Genomic DNA, 22,865 nt, shown 5'->3' with positions numbered 1-22,865 from the left:
GTATGCGTGTCGGTGCATCGGCCTATCGTGTGCACATGGGATACGAATTTCAGGTCACGGTGGACAGTGGGAAACCTCATGAGCAGGCGAAATGGTGGGCATCCGCGCTCGGGTGGGTCGTCGAACCCACCGATGGTGCGTTCATCGAGGGCCTGATCGCGGCGGGTCACGCCAGGCAGGAGGACACCGTGGTGTTCGAGGGCGACCTGGTCTGGAAGATCGGCGCGGCGATCTTCGATCCGGACACTCCTGGAACCCCGCGTGTTCTCTTCCAACTCGTGCCCGAGCCGAAGACGGTCAAGAACCGTCTTCACTTCGACATCAGGGTCGGCGACGAACGCGAGGCCATCGCCCAGAAGCTGGTCGACGCCGGGGCCTCGGTCTCGCGCCGCGGTCAGGTCGGTCCGAGCACGTGGATCACCATGACCGATCCCGAGGGAAACGAGTTCTGCGTGTCCTGACCGGGACGGGGTGTCAGCGGTAGGCACCGGGGGTCTGTCCTGTCCAGCGCTTGAAGGCTCGGCGGAATGCGGACGGTTCGGAAAAGCCCAGTCTGTTGGAGATGTCGTCCACCGAGTCGCCGCGGCTCAGACCGGAGACGGCGGCGTCTCGTAGGACTTCCTCACGAATCTGGTTGACGGACGTGCCTTCTTGCCGCAGGAGTCGACGTAGATGGGCGGTGCTGACGGACAACATGTCCGCGATGTCGTCGGTGCCGGGTGCTTGACCCTGCAGGCCGAGTTCGAGTGCACGTCGGACTTGGGCGGATGCAGTGCTGTCGTAGTCGCGGGCCGTGAACAGGAGGTTGGGGGATTCGCGGAGATACTCGGCGAGAGTGTCCTCCGTTTGCACGATGGGTGCTCGCATCGCGGAGTTGTCGAACTCCAGAGCGGCTACGTCCGCTCCGAAAGTGACTCTCGTACCGAACATTCGGTCGTAGAGCTTCCCCGTGGACGGATCGTCGAGGTCGTAGGGGAGTTCGACGGAATGCAGTTTGACTCGTCCTCCGATGAGCCATGCAGCGAAGCGGTGCACCAGAACCATCCGAAAGTCGGTGAGCAATCTGCCGGCAGCAGCCCTCGCATGCTCGGGTAGGTGGCTGTTGTCGGCGGGCGGGATGGTCAGCCGCGTCGCCCCGTCGTCGCCGGTGATCAGCATCGGGGGCATTCCCGACAGAACACGGGTCGTCTCGGACATGCGGTTGAGTGCGGCGGAAAGGTCGGGACAGTGGATCAGCGTCAGACAGATGACCCGAAAACTTCCGCGCCGCATCGGCGTCGACGCAAGTCCGAACAGTTCGTCACCGGTGACCTGCCATGCCGCCTGGGTGAACAGGGTGACCTGCTCGGCGGTCAGCCGGTTGCTCGGATCGTGCAGCGAAGACCGGTCGATTCCGGCGATGGTCATGGGGTAGGACAGGTCGACGCCACCGCTCTCGGCGAGCACGACAGCCTTGGCGATGAACTCGGCAGGAATCGTACGGGCACTCATGGGATCACAGCGTGAGTAGCCTGGAGGCGGCGTCGGCGAGCACGTCGTCCTTCTTGCAGAAAGCGAACCGTACGAGCGTCGTCCAGTTGCTCGGGCCGGAGGCGGGCGTCGGATCGTCGACGAATGCGCTGACCGGAACGGCCGCGACTCCGATTCTCTCCGGCAGGGTTCGGCAGAACTGCAGGGCGTCGACTCCGCCCACCGACGAGATGTCCGCGCACACGAAATAGGTTCCGTCGCTTGCCTTCACGTCGAGACCGGCGTCGGCGAGCGCGGAGGACAGTACATCTCGTTTGGCCTGCAGGGACGTACGTAGATTCTCCACCCACGCGTCCTCGTGATTCAACGCATGCGCGACGGCAGGCTGGAACGGAGTTCCGCCGACGAAGGTCATGAACTGTTTGGCCGCGCGTACTGCATCGATGAGCTCACGTGGTCCCAAGGCCCAGCCGGTTTTCCAGCCGGTGGCGTTGAAGGTCTTTGCGGCACTGGACACGGTGACCGTGCGCTGGAACATTCCAGGGAGAGACGCGAGTGATACGTGGGTGGATCTCGCCGATCGACCGGACGAGTCGGGGGAGTCGAAGGTCAGTCGTTCGTAGACCTCATCGGTCAGGACCAGAAGGTCGTGCTCACAGGCGATGTCGGCGATTCGCGTCAGCTCGGCGTGTGTGAGCACGGTCCCGGTGGGGTTGTGCGGTGTGTTGACCACGAGGAGTTTCGTGTTCGGGCCGATCGCTGCGGCCAGGGCATCGGTGTCGAGCGCGAATCCGTTGCCGTCCGGGACCAGCGAGACGGCCTTGCGTCGTGCCCCGGCCAGTGCGATGGCAGCTGCGTAGGAGTCGTAGTACGGCTCGATGAGCAGAACCTCTTCGCCGGGTTCGACCAGTCCGAGAATGGTGGCTGCGATGCCTTCGGTGGCGCCGACGGTGATCAGCACTTCCGTTGCCGGGTCGTACTCGATGCCCAGACGGCGCTGTCTGTCCGCGACGACGGCGTCGCGGAGAACGGGCAACCCCGGCCCGGGTGAGTATTGGTTGAAGCCGTCGGTGATGGCGCCCCTCGCGGCGTCGAGCATCGACGCGGGTCCGTCGGTGTCGGGGAAACCCTGGCCGAGGTTGACGGCACCGGTGGACACGGCGAACGCCGTCATTTCGGCGAAGATGGTGGATCCGAACGGGCGTAGGCGCTCGACGGTTCGGCTCTGATACTCCGCGGACATTCCTGCAGCGTAGCTGGTGTCACATTTCGGGCATCGTGGTCGTCCGTCATCGGCGGTGTCGGTCGAGGAGTGTGATTCCTACTGGATCGGTAGGATTCCGGTCATGCGATTCGGACTCTTCATTCCTCAAGGCTGGCGACTCGACCTGGTCGGTATCGATCCTGCGGCGCAGTGGGACGTGATGCGGAACCTCGCATCCGCCGCCGACGCCGGACCGTGGGAATCATTGTGGGTGTACGACCATTTCCATACCGTCCCCGAGCCGACGGACGAGGCGACGCACGAGGCCTGGACTCTGATGTCCGCGTTCGCGGCGACGACGTCGCGCATCCGTCTGGGGCAGATGTGCACGTCGATGGCGTACCGCAATCCCGCGTATCTGGCGAAAGTTGCGGCGACGGTGGATCTGATCTCGGCCGGCCGCGTCGAAATGGGTATCGGTGCCGGCTGGTACGAGCACGAGTGGCGGGCATACGGATACGGCTTCCCTCCCGCCGGGCAGCGTCTTGGCGCACTCGAGGAGGGTGTGCAGATCTTCAAGCAGGCCTGGGAAACCGGTGAGGCGACGCTCGACGGCAAGTACTTCCAGGTCGATGGCGCTCGGGTGTGGCCCAAGCCGGTCCAGGAAGGCGGCATCCCTCTGTGGATCGCCGGCGGCGGCGAGAAGGTCACGCTGAAGATCGCGGCGAAGTACGCCGACTACACCAACTTCGACGGCACCCCGGAGGGATTCACGCGTAAGTCGGAGTTGCTGAAGGGGCACTGCGACGCGGTCGGACGCGATTTCGACTCGATCGTGCGCTCGTCCAACTACAACGTCGCGATCGGGACCACGGAAGCAGAAGTGAAGGACAGGCTGGACCGGCTTCAGGCGCGTCTGACGCAGTACGTGGGGGCCGAGAAGGCGGACGCGGCGCTCGACGCGTTCCGTGGTCTTCCCGGTGTCGGCACGCCGGAGCAGATCGTCGAGAATTTGACGGCGCTGAAGGAGAAGGGGCTCGCGTACGGCATCTTCTATTTCCCGGAAGCCGCCTACGACCGTTCCGGCATCGAACTGTTCGAGCGCGAGGTCATTCCGGCCCTGTCGTGATCGGTGGTGCGCTACCGCAGTTCGTCGGGCAAGTCGTGCGGATCCACCAGGAGTTGCTGGTTGTCGGATTGACGGACCTTGGGGGACAGACCGATGTTGGCGACCAGCAGAGCCCATTCCGCTTCGCTGATCTCCGCGGTAGCGCGCTCGATCACCGATGCGTCCGTGGTGCCCCAGGCGATGGGCATCGGGGCGACCATCTGCCAGGTGTCGCTGATCGCGTTCTTGCTTCGATCCGACAGGACCGAGATCGACGGAACCAGTTCCCCTTCGACCAGTTCGTGGCCGGGCAGCGATCGGATGCTGCGTGTGACGAGGGCGTAGTGCGACGCGTCCGCGTCGGGCTTGGCGATGTCGATCAGCGCCAGCAGGGTGACGCCGCGTGCACGCGTCTCCGCGATGACGGCGGGCACCAGCCCGCCTTCGGCATAGAGGTCCTCGACGGTGCCGACCTTGCGCGGCGCCCAGACGGTCACCCACAGCGACGTCGCCGCCGTGATCAGGAACACCGCGCCCAGAATGTAGGACCACGGGTGCGCCAACCAGAAGAACCACGCGGCGGCGGCGATCAGCACGACCGCGGTGACGACGGCGGAGACACGGAGCCGCCGGACGTCGCCCATGGTCTCGTTCACCGAGTTGGCGTGGGCAACGTCTACGGGAAAATCGAATCGGCGCACCTGCCCATTATTAGCACGCCGGCAGCTCAGATCGCAGGCCCCAGCATGTCGTCGGCGTCGGTGATGCGATAGGCGTATCCCTGCTCGGCGAGGAATCGTTGCCTGTGCGCAGCATATTCGGCGTCGAGGGTGTCCCGGGACACGACGGAGTAGAAATGCGCCTGTCCGCCATCGTGTTTCGGCCGAAGGAGGCGTCCGAGGCGCTGTGCTTCCTCCTGACGTGATCCGAAGGTTCCTGAAACCTGCACGGCCACAGATGCTTCCGGGAGGTCGATGGAGAAGTTCGCGACCTTGCTGACCACCAGGGTCTGAATCTCGCCCTTGCGGAACGCGTCGAAGAGGATTTCTCGTTCCTTGTTCTTGGTCGACCCCTGGATGACCGGGGCGTTCAGTGCCTCACCCAATTCGTCGAGCTGATCGAGGTACGCCCCGATCACCAACGTCGGCGCGTCCTCGTGCTTCGCCAGAATGGATTTCACCACGGCGATCTTGGTGTGCGCCGTCGAGCACAGTTTGTATCGCTCCTCCGGTTCCGACACCGCGTACGCCATGCGTTCGGCATCGGTCAGCGTGACGCGAACCTCGATGCATTCGGCGGGCGCGATCCAGCCCTGCGCCTCGATGTCCTTCCACGGAGCGTCGTATCGCTTGGGGCCGATGAGCGAGAACACGTCGCCCTCGCGGCCGTCCTCACGGACCAGGGTCGCGGTCAGGCCGAGGCGACGCCGCGACTGCAGATCGGCCGTCATGCGGAACACCGGCGCCGGAAGCAGGTGGACCTCGTCGTAGATGACCAGACCCCAGTCGCGCGAGTCGAACAGCTCGAGGTGCTTGTACTCGCCCTTGGTGCGACGAGTGATGACCTGGTAGGTGGCGATGGTCACAGGGCGAATTTCCTTGCGCTCGCCCGAGTACTCACCGATCTCTTCCTCGGTGAGCGAGGTACGCGCGATCAACTCGCGCTTCCACTGGCGGCCCGCGACGGTGTTGGTGACGAGAATCAGCGTCGTGGCCTTGGCCTTGGCCATCGCGGCGGCACCGACCATTGTCTTGCCTGCGCCACAGGGGAGGACGACGACGCCCGAGCCGCCGGCCCAGAACGAATCCGCGGCCATCTCCTGGTAGTCGCGCAGCGACCAATGGCCGCCCTCCTGATCCAGATCGATCGGGTGCGCTTCGCCGTCGACGTACCCGGCGAGGTCTTCCGCGGGCCAGCCGATCTTCAGCAGCATCTGCTTGAGATGCCCGCGCTCGCTCGGGTGAACGATGACCGTGTCCTCGTCGACCTTGGCGCCGAGCATCGGCGCAATCTTCTTGTGCCGCATGACCTCGGTGAGGACGGCACGGTCCAGGCTGATGAGCGAGAGTCCGTGGACCGGGCTCTTCACCAGCTGAAGGCGTCCGTACCGTGCCATCGTGTCGACGATGTCCACCAGCAACGGTTGAGGCACGGCGTAGCGCGAGTAGTTGACGAGTGCGTCGACGACCTGCTCCGCATCGTGGCCGGCCGCACGCGCGTTCCATAGTGCGAGCGGGGTGATGCGATAGGTGTGCACATGCTCGGGCGCTCGTTCGAGCTCCGCGAACGGAGCGATGGCGCCGCGCGCTTCACCGGCTTGCGGGTGGTCGATTTCCAGCAGCAGAGTCTTGTCGGACTGGACGATCAAAGGCCCATCGGTCACGTGTTCCTCCTACAGAACTCTTCGGCGCAACGCGCCTGATGCGCATCGAAAATGCGCAACTGTTCCATTGTCCACATAACGTGCCGTCCGCGCATGTGAGCGGAACTGCATTGCCGCTCACGTCAGTCGACGAGAGCCACCGAGGTGATGCGATGCAGGGTGAAGCGACGTACTTCACCGGTCGCGGGATCGAATGCCTCGAGCAGACCACCGCCCATCGCGACCGGATCGACGACGCGTTTCGACGCGGTGCCCTGGGCGTCGACGTAGCCGATCGTGACGCTTCGCCGCACCTGCAGTGCGGTCTGGAGCAGGGCGAGCGTCGCGGTTCCGGTTGCGCGGGTGCCGTCGGAACGCACGGTGTGACCGCTCGCCCGGGAGGCGCGTTCGCCCGCTCGCAGTTCGGTGACGAGCCGGGCGAGTTGCTCGTCGGTGGGTACGGCCGGGCTGCGGAACTGGGCTCGGGTTCTGCGGACCGGGACCCGCGCACCGCGGCTGCGGAGGTCGACGATGGCGCCGTTGGAATCCTCGCCTGCGGGTGCAAGCCCCGCCGCGGTGAGGACGTTCATGACTTCGGCCAGGGGCGCTTGCGAGATGGCGACCGTCGGAGCGAGCGCGCGGAGCGCCAGTTGTTCGCTCGCCGGGGAGGCCAGAACCTCGGCGAGCAGAGCCGGATCCTCGCACCGGACGAACGATGAGGCCACACCGGCCCGGAGTCGTCCGTGGCGCCGGGCGACGTCGTCGATCAGGTAGCTCAGTCCCTGCGGAACCGGGGTACGGGAGTGTGTGGTGAACAGACTGTGCAACTCGGCCGCACTCATGCCCACGTCGAGAGCTCGGCGCAGACTGTCCTCGGTGATCCGGTACATCGTCGCCGCGCCTGCCGACTCGACGTCGGCCACGAGCTCGATCCGGTCGTTCAGATCAGGTTCGAGAGGTCCCGGTGCCACCAGGGTGAGGTCGGCCTGGAGGAGGATGTAGTCGATCGGTTTCGGAAGAACGGACCGCATGGCGGCTTCGGCGTCGCCGCCGTGCAACAACGCTTTGCCCGGTGACGACAGCGCACCGCGGGCGACGATGCCGAGGGTCGTGGCTTCGTCGATCATCTTCTGCGTCGGGCGCATCGCGAACCTGGCCGCTGCCCGTGGACGTCGCCAGCCGAGTCCGCGCGAGACGTCGGCGGGCGTCACCGAGTTTCCGGCGCCCAGATCGGCCAGGTACTCGAGGATCGTACGACGGTCGCGCGGGGCCGCAGGCGAGCGAACTTCCTCGGACAGCGCGGCGACGGGTTTGTCGTTGGAATCGCGCATACCGATGAGCCAGGGGGCACGCTGCAGATCGAGCCACGCCGACGCCAGGGCGTGCCAGCGCGCGGCAGGCGTTGCCGTCGTCCAGGCGTCGACGGCGGAGGTGGGCGCCCAGTAGTCGTCGCCGGAGTCGTTCGACGGAAGGGGATCGGGGGTGCCGCTGGAGATCAAGCCCGCGGCCGCGAGGAGTTCGACGAGCAGTCCCACCTGGTTCTCGTCGAGACCCGTCGCTTTGGTGATGCGTTTGAGTTCTCGGATGCCGAGACCGCCGGCCTTCAGCGCCGGGGCGGGTGCGACCGCCAAGGACTCGATGATCGCCGCGCAGTGCCTGATCAGCTCGAGCGATTCGCCCGCCGCCGCGGCGTCGACGTCGGCTGCCGTGTACTTGGTCGTCGCCGGCTTGGGTGGAGTCAGCGAGGTGGGATCGGAGATCGGCTCGCCGCGCAGCGCCTGACCCACCTGATGCGGAAGCTCGACCGTCTGCTCGTCCAGCCACGTCAGCAGCCCGGCGCGCAGCAGCTTCTGGACCGGACGGTCCGGCGACGTGCCCGGCGCGGCATCGCGGGTCCGACCGACGGGAGAAGACCTCGCGAGAGTGTCGAGCAGGCCACGTTCGCTCGATTCGATACCGGCGAGCGCTTCGGTGACGCGCTCGGGCGTGAGTGAGTCGTCTGCGTCCAGGATGCGGCCGATTCGCCACGGCACGGCGTCCGGTGCCGCGGGAGCCATCCGAAGGGTTCGAGTGCCCCAGACCAGAGCGCGTTCCCGCAGCGCCGTCAGCGCACGATCGACGGCTTTGGCGGTGGCGCGCTTGTCGATCACGTCGTCGAGACGCGCACGAGTCACCGGCAGATCACCCGCACCCTCGATCGAGAGAAGCTCGAGAATCGTCAGCGCGAGGGTGTCGAGTGAGTCGGCGCTACGGAGAATCGACGCGCGCTGCTCGGCGCGGCCGGCGAGAACACCGATGGTCGACGGCGGTGGCACCGTCAGGTCCGGACGCAGCGTGAGAAAGCCGACGAGTTCGGAATCGGAGCGGGACTCCAGCCACGTGGCGAGGTCCGGTGGCGCTGCTTTATCGGTCATCACGTATCAGATTAGTGACCTGGGCTGGTGTATGCCGCAGCGCAGGTGTCAAAATGGGCGCATGGTGAACAAGTCGAAGAAGCCCTATGTCGATCCAGGCTGGCCGGACACCGCACGCGGTGACCATGCGGTGACGGAATTGTCGTCCACGCGCTCGGGAGGCTTGTCGCCGTACGGCGAGGAGACCGAGTTCCCGCTGCCCGTGGAGGAACTGCCCTACGCGCACCCTGTGACCGTCGTCAACCGCTGACACAGCCGATACGAACAGACGAGAAAGGCCCCCGAGACCACGGTCTCGGGGGCCTTTCTCGTACCGGCGATGTGCCTTACTGAGGCAGGAACGCCTTGTTGGCCTGGTAGAACTCGACCAGCTGCGGGTCGAGCTGAATGCCCTGCGTCGCGTCCTTGATGATCGAGGCGATCTGCGGGTCGTTGGTGAAGGTCTGCACGGCGCTCGTGATGCCGTCGATGACCTCGGCAGAGCCGTCGACCGTCGGGATGGACGTCAGGTCGGGGAGCTTGGGTGCTTCGGGAGCGGACTTCGGCGAGGCAGGCACGCTGCGCTCGGACGGTGCGCTGCTGAGGCCGAGGCTCGAGGAGCAGGAGGGCCATGCGCCCCAGCCCTGCGATGCGAGAACCTTCTCGGCGACTGCGATCTGCTCTTCGCGGCTGGCCTGGTTCGCGGTGGCTGCGTACTGCTGGCCGCCGTGCGAGTTCCAGGTGCTCGGGGAGAACTGCAGACCACCCTGGAAACCGTTGCCGGTGTTGATGCCCCAGTTGCCGCCTGCTTCGCACTGAGCGAGACGGTCCCAATCGGAGTCAGGAGCTGCGTTGGCGGTACCGGTGAAGGCGATGCCTGCGGTGCCCATGATGGCGCCGGTGACGGCGACCTTGGCGACGGTGCGGCCGGTGGTGGTCGGCTTGCGATGACGTCCGCTCATACTTTTCTTCGAATCCTCTCCACAGGCGCCTGCGAGGTCAGCTGTCGGGTTCGGGCTGAGAGGTAGCCCGGCCCGGCGTGTCCAGCAGTGAGATCACTGCAGGATCGACGGGCTTCACCCCAAGGAATGTTCCGCGTGAGCGGAGCGTTCCGGTTATCCGAGAGGACGTGTGGGTCCCCCGTCCTCGTCCCCTGGGTGTTCTTGGTGGGGGTCCGTTTCCGCGGGACGAGGTTTGGCGCTGCGGGAACGGATTCGGCCGAAGTTTCTCAGCCGCCACTGACCGTACTGAAGTTCCCGTGGAGTGTCACCATTTGGTAACTGTTGCTTTTTCGAGCCGCTACGCGGCGTGCTCGTGTCCGATTTTCGGTAACGAACGAATCTGCAGCTAGAGGCGTCGGCACCGCGACGACGTCCGTCCGTTGCCCTTCCGTTACCACCCTGTTATGTGATGGAAGTCACACCCATCCGGATTGGGGCGGAAGGGGCAGAAGTGATCACGCGTCGACGATGTCCTTGCCGAGCGGCATCAGGGAGATCGGAATCATCTTCAGGTTCGCGATCGCAAGCGGGATCCCGATGATGGTGATGGCCATCGCGACGGCAGTCGCGATGTGCCCGATGGCGAGCCAGACACCGGCGACGATCAACCAGATCACGTTGCCGATCACCGATGCGACCCCCGACGTCGGACGTTCGACGACCGTCTTTCCGAACGGCCACAGTGCGTAGACGCCGATTCGGAAGGACGCAATTCCGAACGGAATCGTGATGATGAGGATGCAGCAGATGATTCCCGCTGCGAAATATCCGAGGGCGAGCCACAGCCCGCCGAAGATCAGCCAGATGATGTTCAGTATCGGACGCATGGTCGGTACTCCCGTCTATCGTGCTCGTCGGCCGGAAAACAGTGCGAACACCAGCGCCAGCACGAAGCCGAGCGGTGCGGCGATCATCGCGGTCAGGTACAGCCACAGCGGCGGCTCGTTTCCGCCCACCGCCGGAACCAGAAAGATCGCCGCGATGGCAACCAGTCCGGCAACGAAAAGAACGAGTGCTACGCGCAGCAGAGCCGAGCTGCCTCGGGGTCGTCGATCGGTCACATCTCCAGACGGTAGTCGCTCGCTGGACGTCGGCTCACCCGACGGAGAAACCCAGGTGCTTGCACCGGCCCACTCGCGGTAGACTGTCGTATTCGCGTCTCGCCGATCGTGCGGGGCGCGAAATTTTGTGCCAGCAACAACAATCGAGACAAATGGACGGGTGAGCGCAGTGCCTACCGGCAAGGTGAAGTGGTACGACGTCGACAAGGGATTCGGCTTTCTCTCTCAGGAGGAAGGTGAGGACGTCTATGTTCGCTCGTCTGCGCTCCCTGCAGGTGTCGACGGCCTCAAGGCCGGTCAGCGCGTGGAATTCGGCATGGCCGCAGGCCGCCGCGGACCCCAGGCGCTCAGTCTCAAGGTCCTCGAACCGGCTCCGACCGTGCGTCAGAACACTCAGGGTCGGCGTGAGCATGTCGAGCGCAAGCACACCCCGGACCAGCTGCACGGCATGGTCGAGGACATGATCACGTTGCTCGAGGCCACCATTCAGCCGGAGCTGCGCAAGGGCAAGTACCCGGACCGCAAGACCGCTCAGAAGATCTCCGAGGTCGTCCGCGCCGTCGCGCGTGAGCTCGACAGCTGATCAGTCGGTCTTGGTCGCGATCGACCAGATCGCGTGGCTGATGATCTCCTCCTGCTGAGTGTCGGAGTCGATGACGCCCGACGGCAGTCGGATTTCGACGCCCAGTAGCTCCCTGCCCTCGTCGTCGAGGGGCTGGACCGTCATGCCCAGCTTCTCGTCGGGCAGGTAGAGGGTGTCCGACTCGACGGCGCCGTCGCCGTCCGCGTAGACCGCGGCGAGGATCCAGGGCGCCGACGTGATCTCACCGGGCAACGACAGCTGCAACGGGTGGCCCTCGCTCACCGGAACGGTGGCGCTGGTGCCGTCGGTGTCGCACAGCGGCTCGTTCACGGGGCAGTAGAGGTACGGCTCGACGACGACGGATCTACCGTCGGCGAATGCGGTGACGGTCGGCCGGTGCGACGGTGCATCCTTGACGAGCAACGCGAGAACCGCGACGAACGCAACTGCGACGACTACGAGGCCGACGGTGCCGATGGCCAGTATCTTCTTGGTCTTCGGTGCGAAATTCACTGTGCTCACGTTCTGTTCGTGCTGGTCGCGGCGGACGGATGTCCGACGGCGTCGGGGATTTCCTGGTCGGCGTGATCGGGTCGGTTGCCCCCGAATCCGGGGAGCAGCGACTTCCCACGGTAGGTGAGGAAGGTTTGGACCAGACCGATCGTAAGCACCACCGACACGACGGTGAAACCGAGCCAGAACTCGGTGGGCAGCAGTACGCCCATGGTTCCGCCCATCACCCAGCAGAGCTGGAGCACGGTCTCGGATCGGCCGAATCCGGAGGCAATGGATTCCGGTGGCAGGTCCGACTGCAGTGATGCATCCAGCGAGACCTTGGCCAGTGCGCTCGCCGCGGATGCGATCAGCGCTGCGAGCGCGGCGGTCAGCAGACTGCCGGTGATCGCTGCGACGATCGCGCCGACGGTGACCGCGGTGGTGCACCGGAGGACGACGATGGCGGGCCTGCCCAGCTTGATCCGAGCGCCTGCCGCGTTGCCGGCGAAGTTGCCGATCGCGGCAGCGGCGCCGACGAGCCCCAGCATCGCAGCCTGCTTGATCGGCTCGTGTTCGGTCTGAGCTTTCGCGACGAAGGCCACGTAGAGCGTCAGAAACCCGGTCAGGATTCGGATGGTTCCGTTGCCCCAGAGCCCGATGATCACAGCTTTGCCCAGCGGCTGGCGTCGCGCCTTCGCGGGCGTCGCCGACGGTGTTTCCCCGGCTCGGCCGCGACGGATCACTTCCGTCTGGGCGTCGTCGCCGTGGTAGCTCAGGGTTGCGGGGACTTCGCCTTCGGTGACCTCCACCCACGAGGGGATGCGCATGCTCAGGTATGCACCGAACACCGTGACGGCGGCGACGAACCAGAGCGCACCAGGGGAGCCTGCGACGAACGCGATTCCGGCGGCAATTCCGCCCGCGACGATGGTGCCGCCGATGAGGCCGAACACCGTGAGCCGCGAGTTGACCCTCACGAGGTCTATCTCGGGTGGAAGTACGCGGGGCGTCACCGCGGATTTGAGTACCGCGAAGGATTTGCTGAGCACCAACATTCCCAGTGCGGCCGGATACAGGACCCAACTGTCGAAGTTGAACACCAGCACCACCGCCAGCACCGTCCGCAGACCGAACGAGGTGGCGAGCGCGATGCGACGGCCGTGCTGCAACCTGTCCAGCATCGGTCCGATCAGCGGCGCGATGACGGCGAACGGTGCGATCGTGATGACGAGGTAGAGCGCGACCTTCAGCTTGTCCTCGCCGGTTGCGGCAGAGAAGAACAACGTGTTGGCCAGGGCGACGGCGATGGCAGCGTCGGACGCGAAGTTGGCCATGGTCGCGTAGGTCAGTGCCGTCAGGCCGGACTTGTCGGCGCCGTCGGCTTTTGCTGCGCGCTGGAACGTCGCGATGCCCTTGCCCGTCAGTTCTCGGCTCCGCATCGCGGCGACCCGGGTGACCGTCAGCTTCCGCGGAATCGGGGGAGCTTTCGGCCCTTGCGGTTTCCGGTCCTGCGGCCGATCGGCCTGAGGCTGGGGATTCGGTGGGTGCAGAGGAGGCAGCGGGGTACGCCGGCTCGCGGCGCGGGGGGCCGGCCGGTAATTGTCGAACCCTGGGTGGTCCTCACCCGCGGGGGCGTCGGAATCACGGGGATCGGTCACGGATCAATTCTGCACTGAAAGTCGGATGGGCGAGTACACCGACTCACGTGAACTCCACCTCGTACATCGTCGGCCACAATTTTCCGGTCACGAGGAACCGGTCGGTGCCCGGTATCTGTGCGATGCCGTTGAGGACGTCGGCTCCGGCCCGTTCCTCGTCGGTCATGGCGTCCCACAGCGGCCGAGCGTCGATCATCGCCGTGACGGCGCCGGTCTGCGGATCGATCCGCGCGATGTCGAACGTCTTCCACACGTTCGCGTACACGGATCCGTCCTCGGCGCACTCGAGCTCGTTGAGGTTCGACAGCGGGTTCCCGTCCCGGGTGACCGATACCTCGCCGGTGGCGTCGAACGTCGCCGGATCGCGGAACGTCAGCGTCGACGAACCGTCACTCATGATCAGCCGCGACGAACCGTCCGTCGGCGCTTCGCACAGTCCCCACCCTTCACCGTCGTAGTCGACGCGGGCGCGTTCGGCCAGTGTCTGCGGGTCGCGGGCGAACGCGACACCGTCCTGCCAGGTGATCTGCCAGGCCGTGCTGTCGGTGACGGTGATGCCTTCACCGAAGTAGGAGGAGGACAGGTCGACCTGCCGAAGGATGTCGCCTGTGTCGAGGTCGCTCACGCGGACGTAGGACGTTCCGTTGCGGCCCGTGCTCTCGTACAGCTCGCCGTCGGAGATCTCGAGCCCCTGGGTGAACGACGTCCGGTCGTGGGGCAGTGTGCGAACAACGGTGACGGACAGCGCGTCGGCCGATGTCGCCGACGATTCCGGTTCCGTCTCGGTGCATCCGGTCACCAGTCCCGCCGCGGTGAGCAGACCCATCGCGGCGGCCGCTGTGGTCTTCACCCTGGAACGAAACGGCGCAGGCATCGCCCCATCATGGCAGCCCGAACTGGGCGCATCCGAAGTGATGCGGCAAAATGAATGTGTGAGTTTCACATCGTCTCCTGAGCTCGACCAGATTCGTCCCGTTCTCGCCGACGCCGCGGAGTTGGCTCGTGCGGCGCTGATCGATTCGGCCGAAGGCGGCGTCGGAGAATATCTCGGCGTCACCGCCGAGGATCGCTCGGCGGCCACCCACCGCTTCCGTGCCGAATTGCAGGGCTACCGCGGATGGCAGTGGGCGGTGGTCGTCGCCGCGCCCGAGGACGCCGACGTCGCGACCATCAGTGAAATCGTGTTGCTCCCGGGCCCCGATGCTCTCGTTGCGCCCGCGTGGTTGCCGTGGGACGAGCGGATCCGTCCGGGCGACCTCGGACCGGGTGATCTACTCCCGCCCCGGCACCAGGATCCGCGTCTGGTTCCCGGGTACGTGGCGACCGGTGACCCCGCTGTCGACGACGTCGCTCTCGAACTGGGTCTGGGTCGCACCCAGGTTCCGAGCCGGGAGGAGAGGCTCGACGCAGCCGAACGGTGGCACGACGGTGACTTCGGCCCGGGCAGCGAGATGGCGAAGGCCGCTCCGTCGACCTGCGGGCTCTGCGGATTCTTCCTGCCGATCGCGGGGTCGTTGTCGGCTGCCTTCGGAGTGTGCGGCAACGAGTACTCCGCCGACGGGCGAGTGGTGCACGTCGAGTACGGCTGTGGTGCGCACTCCGACACCGAGCTGCCGACCGGCGCCGGGTCCCCGCAGTTCGACCCGTACGACGACGCGGCTCTCGAGGTCGTCGCCACACCACCCGGACCGGAGGCCGCCGCGCCTGATGCCGAGCCTGAGGCCGCCACGCCTGAGGTCGCCGCGCCCGAGGCCGAGTCGGAGGCTATCGCCGACGCCGCCGAGCAGGACGATCGATCGACCGATTGAGCGATCCATTCGACACCGAATCGCTGCGTGCGGCGGTTCTGTCCGCGTGGACGTCGTCGCCGACGCGATTGCGGGAGGACTCTGCCACCGAGAGTGATCTGGTGCGCGGTGGTTATCGCGAACGGCTGCTGACCGAGCTGGCGCAGAACGCCGCCGACGCTGCCGCACGCGGCGGGGTGCCCGGTTCGCTCCGCGCGTGGTCGGATGGGGAGTTCCTGCACGTCGCGAACACCGGCGCTCCGCTCGATCGAAGTGGGGTGCACGCTCTGACGGCGTTGCGGGCGTCCGCGAAAACCGAGGGTGTCGGCCGGTTCGGTGTCGGTTTCACCGCGGTGCGCGCAGTCAGTGACGAGATCGAATTCCGTTCCGCTGCAGGCGGAGTGGTCTTCAGCGCCGATCGGACGATGCAGGCGCTGGAGGACGCCGGGGTGGTGCCGCCGGCGACCGGTGTTCCGGTTCTGCGACTGGCGTGGCCGAGTTCGGTCCCGCCCGCCGACGGGTTCGACTCCGAAATCGTGTTGCGGGTGCGAGACGCCGACGAGATCCTCGCTTCGATGCGCGAGGACGCGGCGTCGCTGTTGCTGGAACTGGAAGCTCTGACGGTCATCGACATCGCGGGCGACCGGCTCGAACGCGCCGTCACCGACGTCGGCGTCGGGGTGGAAGCCGTCGACGTGGACGGGCGCCGGTGGTGGCAGTATCGCACCGAGCGTGTGCGGTGGCTGATGCCGACCGTCGACGGCCGGCCGGTACCCGATTCCGCGAATGTTCTTCGCGCGCCCACGCGGTCGGACGAGGAGTTGTCGCTACCGGCGATACCGATCGCCGACGTGGCCATGCAACCCGATCGCCGACGGGTACTGCCCGGTGCCGATGTGGCCGGGCTTGCCGCCGGATACGGCCGGATGCTGGCGGCCCTGCCTCCCTCGGTGCGGCCTGTGTTCGTCCCGGTGCCCGGGTTCGCGCGCAGTGCCGTGGACGAGGTCCTGCGGGAGTCGATTCTGCGTGAGGCATCCTCCACTGCATGGCTTCTCGGAGTCGGAGGGGTGGATCTGGTTCCGTCCCGCGCCATGGTTCTGCCCGGGCTGACCGACGAGTTGGCGGAGGTGATGGCCGAGACGTTCCCGGACCTGGTTGCGCCGTCGATGTCCGGTCCACGACACGCAGCGGCGTTGGCGGCGGCCTGTGTTCGTCGCATCGGTTTGGCACGTCTCGCCGAGATGCTCACCGGTGTGGACCGCGAACCGGCATGGTGGGGTCGCTTGTACGACGGGCTCGCCGCTCTCGTCGTCGACGGCGTTGCATCGGAAGAGCTTGCTGCACTTCCTGTTCCACTCGCGGACGGCCGTACGGTGACGGGGCCGCGGACGACGGTGCTCGCCGACGGCGTCAGCGGTGCGATCGGGGTGCACTGGACTCGGTTGGTTCACCCCGATGCCGCTCGTCCACTGTTGACGAGGCTGGGCGCGGCACAGTTGTCCGCCGCGGAGATGCTGTCCGATCCTGCGCTGGAAGCTCTTCTGGACGAACTGGACTGGGACGACGGTGATGCCGTCGACGAGCTGACCGACGCCGTACTCACTCTTGCCGCGAACGCCGACGGTCTGCCCGGGTGGCTCGGATCGATTCCGCTGGCCAGTTCCACCGGCGAACTGCGTGCGGCGGACGAATTGTTGCTGCCCGACGCACCGTTGGCGGCCGTCTTGGCCGAGGACTCGCCGTTCGGCACGGTCGATCCCGCCGTCGTGCGTTCACACGGACCGGATGCGCTACGCGCTGTGGGTGTCGGCTGGGGATTCGGGGTCGTCACCGACGACCTGCCGACCGAGCCGGATCACGATCTCGACGACGAGGCCGAGTGGTGGGCGTCGCTGGCCGATGACCCGGAGACGCTCGTCGCGGTCCGCGACCTGGATCTCGTGGACTCCGATGCCTGGCCGGAAGCGCTGTCACAGCTGTTGGCGGATCCGAGAACGCGTGCCGCGCTGCAGGATCGGGACGGATACACCGCGTGGTGGTTGCGGCGTCACGCCGTCGTCGACGGCACGTCGGTCGGAACCTACCGTGCGCCGTCGGACACGACGTTCGACGGACTGCTCGACGTGTTCGAGCACCCGAGTGCGGACGATCTCGCAGCTGCGCTGGCGCCGACCCACTGCGACAGCGCCTGGTTCACCCGGCTGCTGATCGACCGTCTCGCCGATCCCTCGCGCACACCGACTCCTGCGGTGATCGCGACAACTCATACAGCGATCGCCGACGCAGTGGCGTCGGGGCGCGTCGAGGAGGACGACCTGGACCTGCCACCGCAGGTTCGATCCGTGTCGGGTGCACTCGTCGACCCGATCGATGCGATGGTGCTCGATCGACCGTGGCTCGCAGCCGTCCTCGACGCCGACGTCACCGTGCTGTCGACACTGGAGTCCGCGTCCGTGCTGGCTTCGGTGCTCGATGTGCGCCTCGCCTCGGACGCTGTCCAGGGTGATGTCCGAGGCGTGGGACGGGTGAGTTCCTTCGATCGTGAGCCATCGGCGGTGTTGGCCTGCGCGGCACTGGGACTCGACTTACCCGTGGGGCGGGTCGTCGTGCACCACGAATTGATCGTTCGACTTCGCGGAGCTGTGGCGGGGGACCGAACCCTCGCTTGGTGGGTGGCCGAGGACGGCACCACTCACATCGCCGACAACAGGGAGGCCGAGGGTGGACGCTGACGTCCTTCTGTGGATGGTCGAGCATCGCGTGGCCTGGGTGACGTCACTGTTCTGGGTGATCACGACACTCGGGAACACGGTGTGGATGTTCGTGTGGTCCATCGCGGGATGCTCGGCATTGCTGATGTCCGGCCGGCGGCCCGACGCGATCATGGTCGGCGGTGCCATGCTGACGGGTTGGGGCGCAATGAGTCTGGCCAAGCTGCTGTGGGGGCGTGCCAGGCCACCGGTTCCGGAGCGACTGGTCGAGATCTCGAGCTATTCGTTCCCGTCCGGCCACGCGATGATGTCCGCGATCCTCGCGACGGTGACGATCGCTGTCCTGGTGACGTCACGAACGCCGTGGCTGCACAGGCGCAGTCTGCTGGCGTTGCCCGTCGTCGGCACCCTGGCGATCGGGTTCTCCCGGATCTACCTGGGCGCCCATTGGACGACGGACGTGCTGGCGGGCTGGGTGTTCGGAGCCCTGTGGGGACTGCTGTGGATCGTCGTGGTCCGTGCGATCAGCGACCCGCGTAGTCGGACCGCTGCGCGATGACGAGGAGTTCGTCGCGCATCGAGGGGCTGCTGACTGCGTGTGCGCGTGCGTAGAGGGCGCGAAGCGAGCGGGTGTGGTTACGGCGGGTACGGAACTGCGAAACGAACTTCATGGCCTTGCTTTCGTGGATTACTCGGTTGCTTGAAACTGACATAACCAATACTCCACGTTAAATCTGTGTAACTCAACCGATTCAGAGGTGAGTTTCCGCACGTCAGAGCATGTGTGGCGTGACGACGATTACGTGCGGCGGCACGACGTGACGTGGGTTATGGACGGCGGTCGGTCAGTTCAAGCCGCGCTGCGCGGTCTTTTTGCCGCGCCTCGATGCTGCGCGTTGGACGAGAAACACCACGTAACCGGTTGCTCCGACGCCGATTCCGGCCCAGCAGACGGGCAGCGCCGACGACCACCGTTCGCCGACGAGCAGAACGACCACCGTTGCCGCGATCCACAGAGCGAGACCGGCCGCGAGCACCGGAGCCGGATCGGTCAGCCTGGGGCTGAGCTCGTTCGGTTCCGACTCGGGGTCCACGAAATGTAGGTTACCTCCATGGCCTTCCAGTCCCGGCTCCTGGACAACTACTTCAAGATCACCGAACGTGGATCCACCGTTGGATCCGAAGTGCGCGGCGGCGTCGTCACGTTCGTCGCGATGGCGTACATCGTCGTACTCAACCCGTTGATCCTCGGCAGCTTCTCCGCCGACGACGCCGCGGCCAAGACGGACGTGCTCGGCAACATCTTGCCGGTGTCGCAAGTCGCTGCCGTGACCGCGCTCGTCGCGGGATTCATGTCGATTCTGTTCGGCATCGTCGCCAACTACCCCTTCGGCATCGCAGCCGGACTCGGCATCAACACCCTGCTGGCGGTGACCATTGCGCCTCAGGTCACCTGGCCCGAGGCAATGGGTCTGGTGGTGATCGACGGGATCATCATCGTGCTGTTGGCCGTCACCGGATTCCGTACCGCCGTGTTCAACGCGATCCCGTCCGAGCTGAAAGCTGCGATCGCGGCCGGCATCGGAGCGTTCATCGCGTTCATCGGTCTGGTCGACTCCGGATTCGTCCGGCGAATTCCCGACGCCGCCGGTACGACGGTTCCCGTCGGGCTCGGCATCGACGGCTCCATCGCGTCGTGGCCGACGGCAGTGTTCGTCTTCGGACTTCTCCTCATGGGCATCCTCGTCGCACGCAAGGTGCGCGGTGGACTGCTCATCGGAATCGTCGTCACCACCGTCGTCGCGGCCATCGTCGAGGCCGTCACCGACGTGGGTCCGTCGCAGGGCGTCGACCCCAAGGGGTGGAACCTCAGCGTCCCGATTCTCCCGGATCAGCTCTTCCAGATCCCCGACCTGTCGTTGGTCGGAGATGTGAACCTGTTCGGTGCGTTCACCCGCATCGGTGTACTGGCTGCCAGCCTGCTGGTGTTCACGCTCGTGCTCGCGAACTTCTTCGACGCGATGGGAACGATGACCGGTCTGGGCAAGGAGGGGAATCTCGTCGACGAGAAGGGCACGCTCCCCGGCATCGGCAAGGCACTCGTCATCGAAGGCACCGGAGCCATCGCCGGCGGCGGGGCGTCGGCGTCGTCGAACACGGTGTTCGTCGAGTCCGCGTCGGGAATCGCGGAAGGAGCGCGTACCGGCCTGGCCAACGTCGTCACCGGTGTGCTGTTCCTCGCCGCGATGTTCCTGACGCCGTTGACCGCCATCGTCCCGATCGAAGCCGCGGCCCCCGCCCTGGTCGTGGTCGGTGCGTTGATGATCGGACAGGTCAGGGACATCGATTTCACGAAGTTCGAGATCGCTCTTCCCGCGTTCCTGACCATCCTCGTGATGCCGTTCACCTACTCCATCGCGAACGGTATCGGCGTCGGCTTCATCGCCTGGGTGATACTCGCGGTCGGTCGAGGCAAGGCCAAGTCGGTACATCCCCTGCTCTGGGTCGTCGCTCTACTGTTCGTGGCGTATTTCGTGGTCGGACCCATCACGGACGCGGTTACCTGAGCTCATCCTCGCTGCTAGGCGTAGTCTCCTCGCTGTGACGTCGGGAAATAACGTGAAGGACAACCGTGAACTGGCGAGCGACCTGTCGCTTGCCGTCGTGCGATTGACTCGTCATCTGAGGGGGAGACGAGTCGATTCGCAAGTGTCGTTGACTCAGCTGTCGGCCTTGGCCACGCTGAGCCGAGAGGGGGACATGACACCGGGGGCTCTCGCGGCTCGTGAACGCGTGCAGCCACCGTCGATGACCAGGGTCATCGCGTCACTGGCAGACCTGGGATTGGTGGTGCGCACCGCGCATCCGACCGACGGCCGTCAGGTGATCGTGTCGCTGTCGCCCGCCGGGCACACGCTCATCGCGGACGAGGCGAGTGCGCGGGAGGCGTGGATGACTGCGCAGCTGGCCGGGTTGAACGAGACCCAGCTCGCAACCCTGCGCGATGCCGTCGGGATCATCAGCGCGTTGGTGAGCGAGTCCGAATAGGCAGGGAGCGGAAGTGGAGCCTGCGGAACGACTCGTTAGATAGGTTTAATATCTATGGGGTGCCCACAGCCTTGCCGATGTTCGCTGCGCTTCGTACGCGCAATTACCGATTGTGGGCGTCGGGGCAGATCGTGTCGCTCGTCGGGACCTGGATGCAACGTGTTGCTCAGGACTGGTTGGTTCTGACGTTGTCCGGCGGTAACGGGTTTGCCGTCGGCATCGTCATGGCGTTGCAGTTCGGTCCGACGTTGCTGCTGTCGGTGTGGGGCGGTGTGCTGGCGGACCGCTACGACAAGCGCAAGCTTCTGATGATCACGCAGGTCTTCGCTGCGGTGTGTGGTCTGGTGCTCGGACTGTTGGACGTGGGCAACGTAGTCGAGTTGTGGCATGTCTATGTCATCGCCTTCGTGCTGGGGTGCTCGTCCGCCATCGACGCTCCGGTGCGTCAGTCCTTCACCATCGAGATGGTCGGCAAGGAGACTCTGTCCAACGCAATTGCGTTGAATTCCATGACGTTCAACATGGCCAGGATCATCGGGCCCGCGATTTCCGGTGTCCTGATCACGCTCGTGGGAACGGGCTGGGTCTTTCTGATCAACGCAGCGTCGTTCGCCGCCGTCTTCGGTGCGTTGATCGCGATGCGCGCCAAGGACTTGTTCGCCGTGGAACGTGCCCCACGAGCGAAAGGGCAAGTACGAGCCGGTTTTTCCTACGTGTGGGGACGGCCCGACCTGCGAGTGTTGCTGGCGACGGTGTTCGTGGTGTCCACGTTCGGCTTGAACTTTCCGCTGAGTCTTGCGGTGTTGGCTCGGAACTCGTTCGGCAGCGGTGCCGATGCATACGGTCTGCTGTCGACGACGCTGGCGGTGGGCACATTGCTGGGAGCGACGTTGGCCGCGCGACGATCGACGACGCCTCGGCTCCGGTTGTTCCTCGGGGCGGTCATCGCGTTCGGTGTGTTCGAACTTCTCGTCGGCCTGATGCCCAACTACCTGCTCGTTGCGCTGCTGCTGATTCCGACGGGTGCACTGAACCTGACGTTCTCGACGTCCGCGATGAACATACTGCAGATGTCCGTGCCGTCGGACATGCGCGGACGAGTCATGGGTATCTACATGCTCTGTTTCCTCGGCGGTACACCGATCGGAAGTCCGGTCCTCGGGTGGTTGGCGGACGTACTGGACCCCCGCGCCCCTCTCGTCGTCGGCGGCGTCGTCTCGCTCCTGACCGGCGTCATCGCGGCCGTGTACCTGCTGAAGCACAACGGTTTACGGATCGGGGTCAGCCGGGCCGCGCCCGGTCGTCGGCTGCCGTCCCTGGAAGTGACGTCAAATCCAGCCGTGGCGTCGCGCAACGGCTGACGCCTCGTGCCGATTGGCTGCTCCCAGTTTCGCAGCGGCCGAGGACAGGTAATTGCGTGTGGTTCCCTGGGACAGGTGAGCGCGTGAGGCGATTTCGGCGATGGTCGCGCCGTCCGCCGCGAACTCGAGCACGTCCGCTTCACGCGGGGTCAGTGGAGAATCTCCCGCGCCGATTGCTTCCGCGGCGAGCGATGGATCGACGTATCGGCCGCCGCCGTGCACGGTCCGGACAACTTCGGCGAGCGTCGCGGCCGATGTCGTCTTCGGTAGGAACCCGCGAACTCCGGCTTCCAATGCTTTCTTGAGATACCCCGGCCTGCCGTGGCTGGTGACGATGATGGCGGCACAGGTGGGGACGGCGTCGGCAATGAGTCCCGCGGCCTCGATACCGTCGATTCCGCCCATCTGCAGGTCGAGAACAGCGATGTCGGGTGAGTGTTGCTGCGCCGCGGTGACGGCTGCTTCCCCGGAATCGGATTGCGCCACGATGTCGATGTCGTCCTCGAGCGACAGCATCGTCGCGAGGGCGGAACGGATCAGGTTCTCGTCGTCGGCCAGGAGTACGCGAATCATGAACCAACCTTAGGAGTGGAGCCTGCGGAGTGACCGGGGTGGGCGGGAGT

The 22,865-nt window shown here is 65.7% G+C and carries 24 protein-coding genes and 1 riboswitch; of the genes, 10 read left to right on the top strand and 14 right to left on the bottom strand.

All coding sequences use genetic code 11. The annotated features are described in order from the left end of the window. Positions 1-35: 35 nt before the first annotated feature. Positions 36-461: a VOC family protein gene (locus CH290_RS22150; protein WP_033190816.1), complete on the top strand. Its 426-nt coding sequence runs from the start codon at positions 36-38 to the stop codon at positions 459-461. Positions 462-474: 13 nt separating this feature from the next. Here the strand turns inward: CH290_RS22150 and CH290_RS22145 are convergent, their stop codons facing one another. After that, complete coding sequence (locus CH290_RS22145) at positions 475-1,491, bottom strand: AraC family transcriptional regulator (RefSeq protein ID WP_019667314.1); 1,017 nt, start codon at positions 1,489-1,491, stop codon at positions 475-477. A 4-nt stretch (positions 1,492-1,495) separates the two neighbouring features. Further along, positions 1,496-2,713 (bottom strand): pyridoxal phosphate-dependent aminotransferase, encoded by a 1,218-nt coding sequence (locus CH290_RS22140; protein WP_033190687.1) that lies wholly within the window; start codon positions 2,711-2,713, stop codon positions 1,496-1,498. A gap of 103 nt (positions 2,714-2,816) precedes the next feature. Between CH290_RS22140 and CH290_RS22135 the strand changes: the two genes are divergently transcribed. Further along, positions 2,817-3,803: an LLM class F420-dependent oxidoreductase gene (locus tag CH290_RS22135; RefSeq protein ID WP_026348167.1), complete on the top strand. Its 987-nt coding sequence runs from the start codon at positions 2,817-2,819 to the stop codon at positions 3,801-3,803. Positions 3,804-3,814: 11 nt separating this feature from the next. Here CH290_RS22135 and CH290_RS22130 read toward each other — a convergent pair whose 3' ends face one another. The 3 genes from CH290_RS22130 to CH290_RS22120 all read right to left on the bottom strand — a co-directional run bounded on the left by CH290_RS22130 (position 3,815) and on the right by CH290_RS22120 (position 8,558). Next, the gene (locus CH290_RS22130) at positions 3,815-4,483 is read right to left on the bottom strand and encodes a DUF3239 domain-containing protein (protein ID WP_026348166.1); all 669 of its coding nucleotides are present in this window, start codon (positions 4,481-4,483) and stop codon (positions 3,815-3,817) included. A 26-nt stretch (positions 4,484-4,509) separates the two neighbouring features. Beyond that, positions 4,510-6,165 (bottom strand): DNA repair helicase XPB, encoded by a 1,656-nt coding sequence (locus CH290_RS22125; RefSeq protein WP_026348165.1) that lies wholly within the window; start codon positions 6,163-6,165, stop codon positions 4,510-4,512. 122 nt (positions 6,166-6,287) lie between these two features. After that, entirely contained in the window at positions 6,288-8,558 is a 2,271-nt protein-coding gene (locus CH290_RS22120; RefSeq protein WP_033190688.1) for a helicase-associated domain-containing protein, read from the bottom strand. Between the two features lie 61 nt (positions 8,559-8,619). On the opposite strand from CH290_RS22120, the gene CH290_RS22115 reads away from it, so the two are divergent. Then, the gene (locus tag CH290_RS22115) at positions 8,620-8,808 is read left to right on the top strand and encodes a hypothetical protein (RefSeq protein WP_019667308.1); all 189 of its coding nucleotides are present in this window, start codon (positions 8,620-8,622) and stop codon (positions 8,806-8,808) included. Positions 8,809-8,884: 76 nt separating this feature from the next. On the opposite strand, the gene CH290_RS22110 is transcribed toward CH290_RS22115, so the two are convergent. From CH290_RS22110 to CH290_RS22095, 3 genes are all read right to left on the bottom strand, one after another. After that, positions 8,885-9,499: a transglycosylase family protein gene (locus CH290_RS22110; protein WP_019667307.1), complete on the bottom strand. Its 615-nt coding sequence runs from the start codon at positions 9,497-9,499 to the stop codon at positions 8,885-8,887. A gap of 10 nt (positions 9,500-9,509) precedes the next feature. Further along, a riboswitch (cyclic di-AMP (ydaO/yuaA leader) is annotated at positions 9,510-9,707 on the bottom strand. A 286-nt stretch (positions 9,708-9,993) separates the two neighbouring features. Next, complete coding sequence (locus tag CH290_RS22100; RefSeq protein ID WP_033190689.1) at positions 9,994-10,365, bottom strand: YccF domain-containing protein; 372 nt, start codon at positions 10,363-10,365, stop codon at positions 9,994-9,996. Between the two features lie 15 nt (positions 10,366-10,380). After that, positions 10,381-10,599 carry a hypothetical protein gene (locus tag CH290_RS22095; RefSeq protein ID WP_019667304.1) on the bottom strand — a complete coding sequence of 73 codons (219 nt, stop codon included), beginning with the start codon at positions 10,597-10,599 and terminating at the stop codon, positions 10,381-10,383. Between the two features lie 169 nt (positions 10,600-10,768). Between CH290_RS22095 and CH290_RS22090 the strand changes: the two genes are divergently transcribed. Next, positions 10,769-11,182, top strand: coding sequence for a cold-shock protein (locus CH290_RS22090; RefSeq protein ID WP_019667303.1), 414 nt, complete (start codon positions 10,769-10,771; stop codon positions 11,180-11,182). On the opposite strand, the gene CH290_RS22085 is transcribed toward CH290_RS22090, so the two are convergent. The 3 genes from CH290_RS22085 to CH290_RS22075 are packed head-to-tail and all read right to left on the bottom strand — an operon-like array spanning position 11,183 to position 14,209. Beyond that, a complete protein-coding gene (locus tag CH290_RS22085; RefSeq protein WP_033190690.1) occupies positions 11,183-11,704 on the bottom strand; it encodes a DUF2771 family protein in 522 nt (173 codons plus the stop codon). Continuing rightward, positions 11,701-13,335 (bottom strand): MFS transporter, encoded by a 1,635-nt coding sequence (locus tag CH290_RS22080; protein ID WP_170947490.1) that lies wholly within the window; start codon positions 13,333-13,335, stop codon positions 11,701-11,703. Before CH290_RS22080 ends, CH290_RS22085 begins: the two co-directional genes overlap by 4 nt. 43 nt (positions 13,336-13,378) lie before the next feature. Next, positions 13,379-14,209, bottom strand: coding sequence for a glutaminyl-peptide cyclotransferase (locus CH290_RS22075; RefSeq protein WP_283164031.1), 831 nt, complete (start codon positions 14,207-14,209; stop codon positions 13,379-13,381). Positions 14,210-14,246: 37 nt separating this feature from the next. Here CH290_RS22075 and CH290_RS22070 point away from each other — a divergent pair, with 37 nt between their 5' ends. The 3 genes from CH290_RS22070 to CH290_RS22060 are packed head-to-tail and all read left to right on the top strand — an operon-like array spanning position 14,247 to position 18,392. Beyond that, the gene (locus tag CH290_RS22070; RefSeq protein WP_033190817.1) at positions 14,247-15,143 is read left to right on the top strand and encodes a DUF3027 domain-containing protein; all 897 of its coding nucleotides are present in this window, start codon (positions 14,247-14,249) and stop codon (positions 15,141-15,143) included. Beyond that, positions 15,140-17,854: a sacsin N-terminal ATP-binding-like domain-containing protein gene (locus CH290_RS22065; RefSeq protein ID WP_033190692.1), complete on the top strand. Its 2,715-nt coding sequence runs from the start codon at positions 15,140-15,142 to the stop codon at positions 17,852-17,854. The genes CH290_RS22070 and CH290_RS22065 overlap by 4 nt, the downstream gene beginning before the upstream one ends. Then, positions 17,844-18,392 (top strand): phosphatase PAP2 family protein, encoded by a 549-nt coding sequence (locus CH290_RS22060; RefSeq protein WP_019667297.1) that lies wholly within the window; start codon positions 17,844-17,846, stop codon positions 18,390-18,392. The genes CH290_RS22065 and CH290_RS22060 overlap by 11 nt, the downstream gene beginning before the upstream one ends. On the opposite strand, the gene CH290_RS30345 is transcribed toward CH290_RS22060, so the two are convergent. Continuing rightward, the gene (locus CH290_RS30345) at positions 18,358-18,504 is read right to left on the bottom strand and encodes a hypothetical protein (RefSeq protein WP_167336921.1); all 147 of its coding nucleotides are present in this window, start codon (positions 18,502-18,504) and stop codon (positions 18,358-18,360) included. The two genes, CH290_RS22060 and CH290_RS30345, sit on opposite strands and share 35 nt — an antisense overlap. 174 nt (positions 18,505-18,678) lie before the next feature. Beyond that, on the bottom strand, positions 18,679-18,927 hold the full coding sequence (locus tag CH290_RS22055; RefSeq protein WP_019667296.1) for a DUF2530 domain-containing protein: 249 nt from the start codon (positions 18,925-18,927) through the stop codon (positions 18,679-18,681). A gap of 18 nt (positions 18,928-18,945) precedes the next feature. Here CH290_RS22055 and CH290_RS22050 point away from each other — a divergent pair, with 18 nt between their 5' ends. The 3 genes from CH290_RS22050 to CH290_RS22040 all read left to right on the top strand — a co-directional run bounded on the left by CH290_RS22050 (position 18,946) and on the right by CH290_RS22040 (position 22,242). Continuing rightward, the gene (locus CH290_RS22050; RefSeq protein WP_019667295.1) at positions 18,946-20,400 is read left to right on the top strand and encodes an NCS2 family permease; all 1,455 of its coding nucleotides are present in this window, start codon (positions 18,946-18,948) and stop codon (positions 20,398-20,400) included. A 52-nt stretch (positions 20,401-20,452) separates the two neighbouring features. Next, positions 20,453-20,881 carry an Rv0880 family HTH-type transcriptional regulator gene (locus CH290_RS22045; RefSeq protein ID WP_019667294.1) on the top strand — a complete coding sequence of 143 codons (429 nt, stop codon included), beginning with the start codon at positions 20,453-20,455 and terminating at the stop codon, positions 20,879-20,881. A gap of 77 nt (positions 20,882-20,958) precedes the next feature. Further along, complete coding sequence (locus CH290_RS22040; protein ID WP_170947491.1) at positions 20,959-22,242, top strand: MFS transporter; 1,284 nt, start codon at positions 20,959-20,961, stop codon at positions 22,240-22,242. Here the strand turns inward: CH290_RS22040 and CH290_RS22035 are convergent. Next, on the bottom strand, positions 22,210-22,815 hold the full coding sequence (locus CH290_RS22035) for a response regulator transcription factor (protein ID WP_019667292.1): 606 nt from the start codon (positions 22,813-22,815) through the stop codon (positions 22,210-22,212). The genes CH290_RS22040 and CH290_RS22035 overlap by 33 nt on opposite strands. Positions 22,816-22,865 lie beyond the last annotated feature (50 nt).

It is taken from the genome of Rhodococcus sp. 06-156-4, from assembly GCF_002259345.1.
Classification (GTDB): Bacteria; Actinomycetota; Actinomycetes; order Mycobacteriales; family Mycobacteriaceae; genus Rhodococcoides; species Rhodococcoides fascians_E.
The sequence above is the reverse complement of the archived record's forward strand: the minus strand, read 5'-3'. Positions and strand labels throughout refer to the sequence as shown.

What these genes read in the sequence shown, in the direction of transcription:
- CH290_RS22150 (WP_033190816.1), top strand. Translation starts at nt 36, where the DNA reads ATGGGATACGAATTTCAGGTCACGGTGGACAGTGGGAAACCTCATGAG.
- CH290_RS22145 (WP_019667314.1), bottom strand. Translation starts at nt 1,491, where the DNA reads ATGAGTGCCCGTACGATTCCTGCCGAGTTCATCGCCAAGGCTGTCGTG.
- CH290_RS22140 (WP_033190687.1), bottom strand. Translation starts at nt 2,713, where the DNA reads ATGTCCGCGGAGTATCAGAGCCGAACCGTCGAGCGCCTACGCCCGTTC.
- CH290_RS22135 (WP_026348167.1), top strand. Translation starts at nt 2,817, where the DNA reads ATGCGATTCGGACTCTTCATTCCTCAAGGCTGGCGACTCGACCTGGTC.
- CH290_RS22120 (WP_033190688.1), bottom strand. Translation starts at nt 8,558, where the DNA reads ATGACCGATAAAGCAGCGCCACCGGACCTCGCCACGTGGCTGGAGTCC.
- CH290_RS22115 (WP_019667308.1), top strand. Translation starts at nt 8,620, where the DNA reads ATGGTGAACAAGTCGAAGAAGCCCTATGTCGATCCAGGCTGGCCGGAC.
- CH290_RS22110 (WP_019667307.1), bottom strand. Translation starts at nt 9,499, where the DNA reads ATGAGCGGACGTCATCGCAAGCCGACCACCACCGGCCGCACCGTCGCC.
- CH290_RS22100 (WP_033190689.1), bottom strand. Translation starts at nt 10,365, where the DNA reads ATGCGTCCGATACTGAACATCATCTGGCTGATCTTCGGCGGGCTGTGG.
- CH290_RS22075 (WP_283164031.1), bottom strand. Translation starts at nt 14,209, where the DNA reads ATGCCTGCGCCGTTTCGTTCCAGGGTGAAGACCACAGCGGCCGCCGCG.
- CH290_RS30345 (WP_167336921.1), bottom strand. Translation starts at nt 18,504, where the DNA reads ATGAAGTTCGTTTCGCAGTTCCGTACCCGCCGTAACCACACCCGCTCG.
- CH290_RS22050 (WP_019667295.1), top strand. Translation starts at nt 18,946, where the DNA reads ATGGCCTTCCAGTCCCGGCTCCTGGACAACTACTTCAAGATCACCGAA.
- CH290_RS22040 (WP_170947491.1), top strand. Translation starts at nt 20,959, where the DNA reads ATGTTCGCTGCGCTTCGTACGCGCAATTACCGATTGTGGGCGTCGGGG.
- CH290_RS22035 (WP_019667292.1), bottom strand. Translation starts at nt 22,815, where the DNA reads ATGATTCGCGTACTCCTGGCCGACGACGAGAACCTGATCCGTTCCGCC.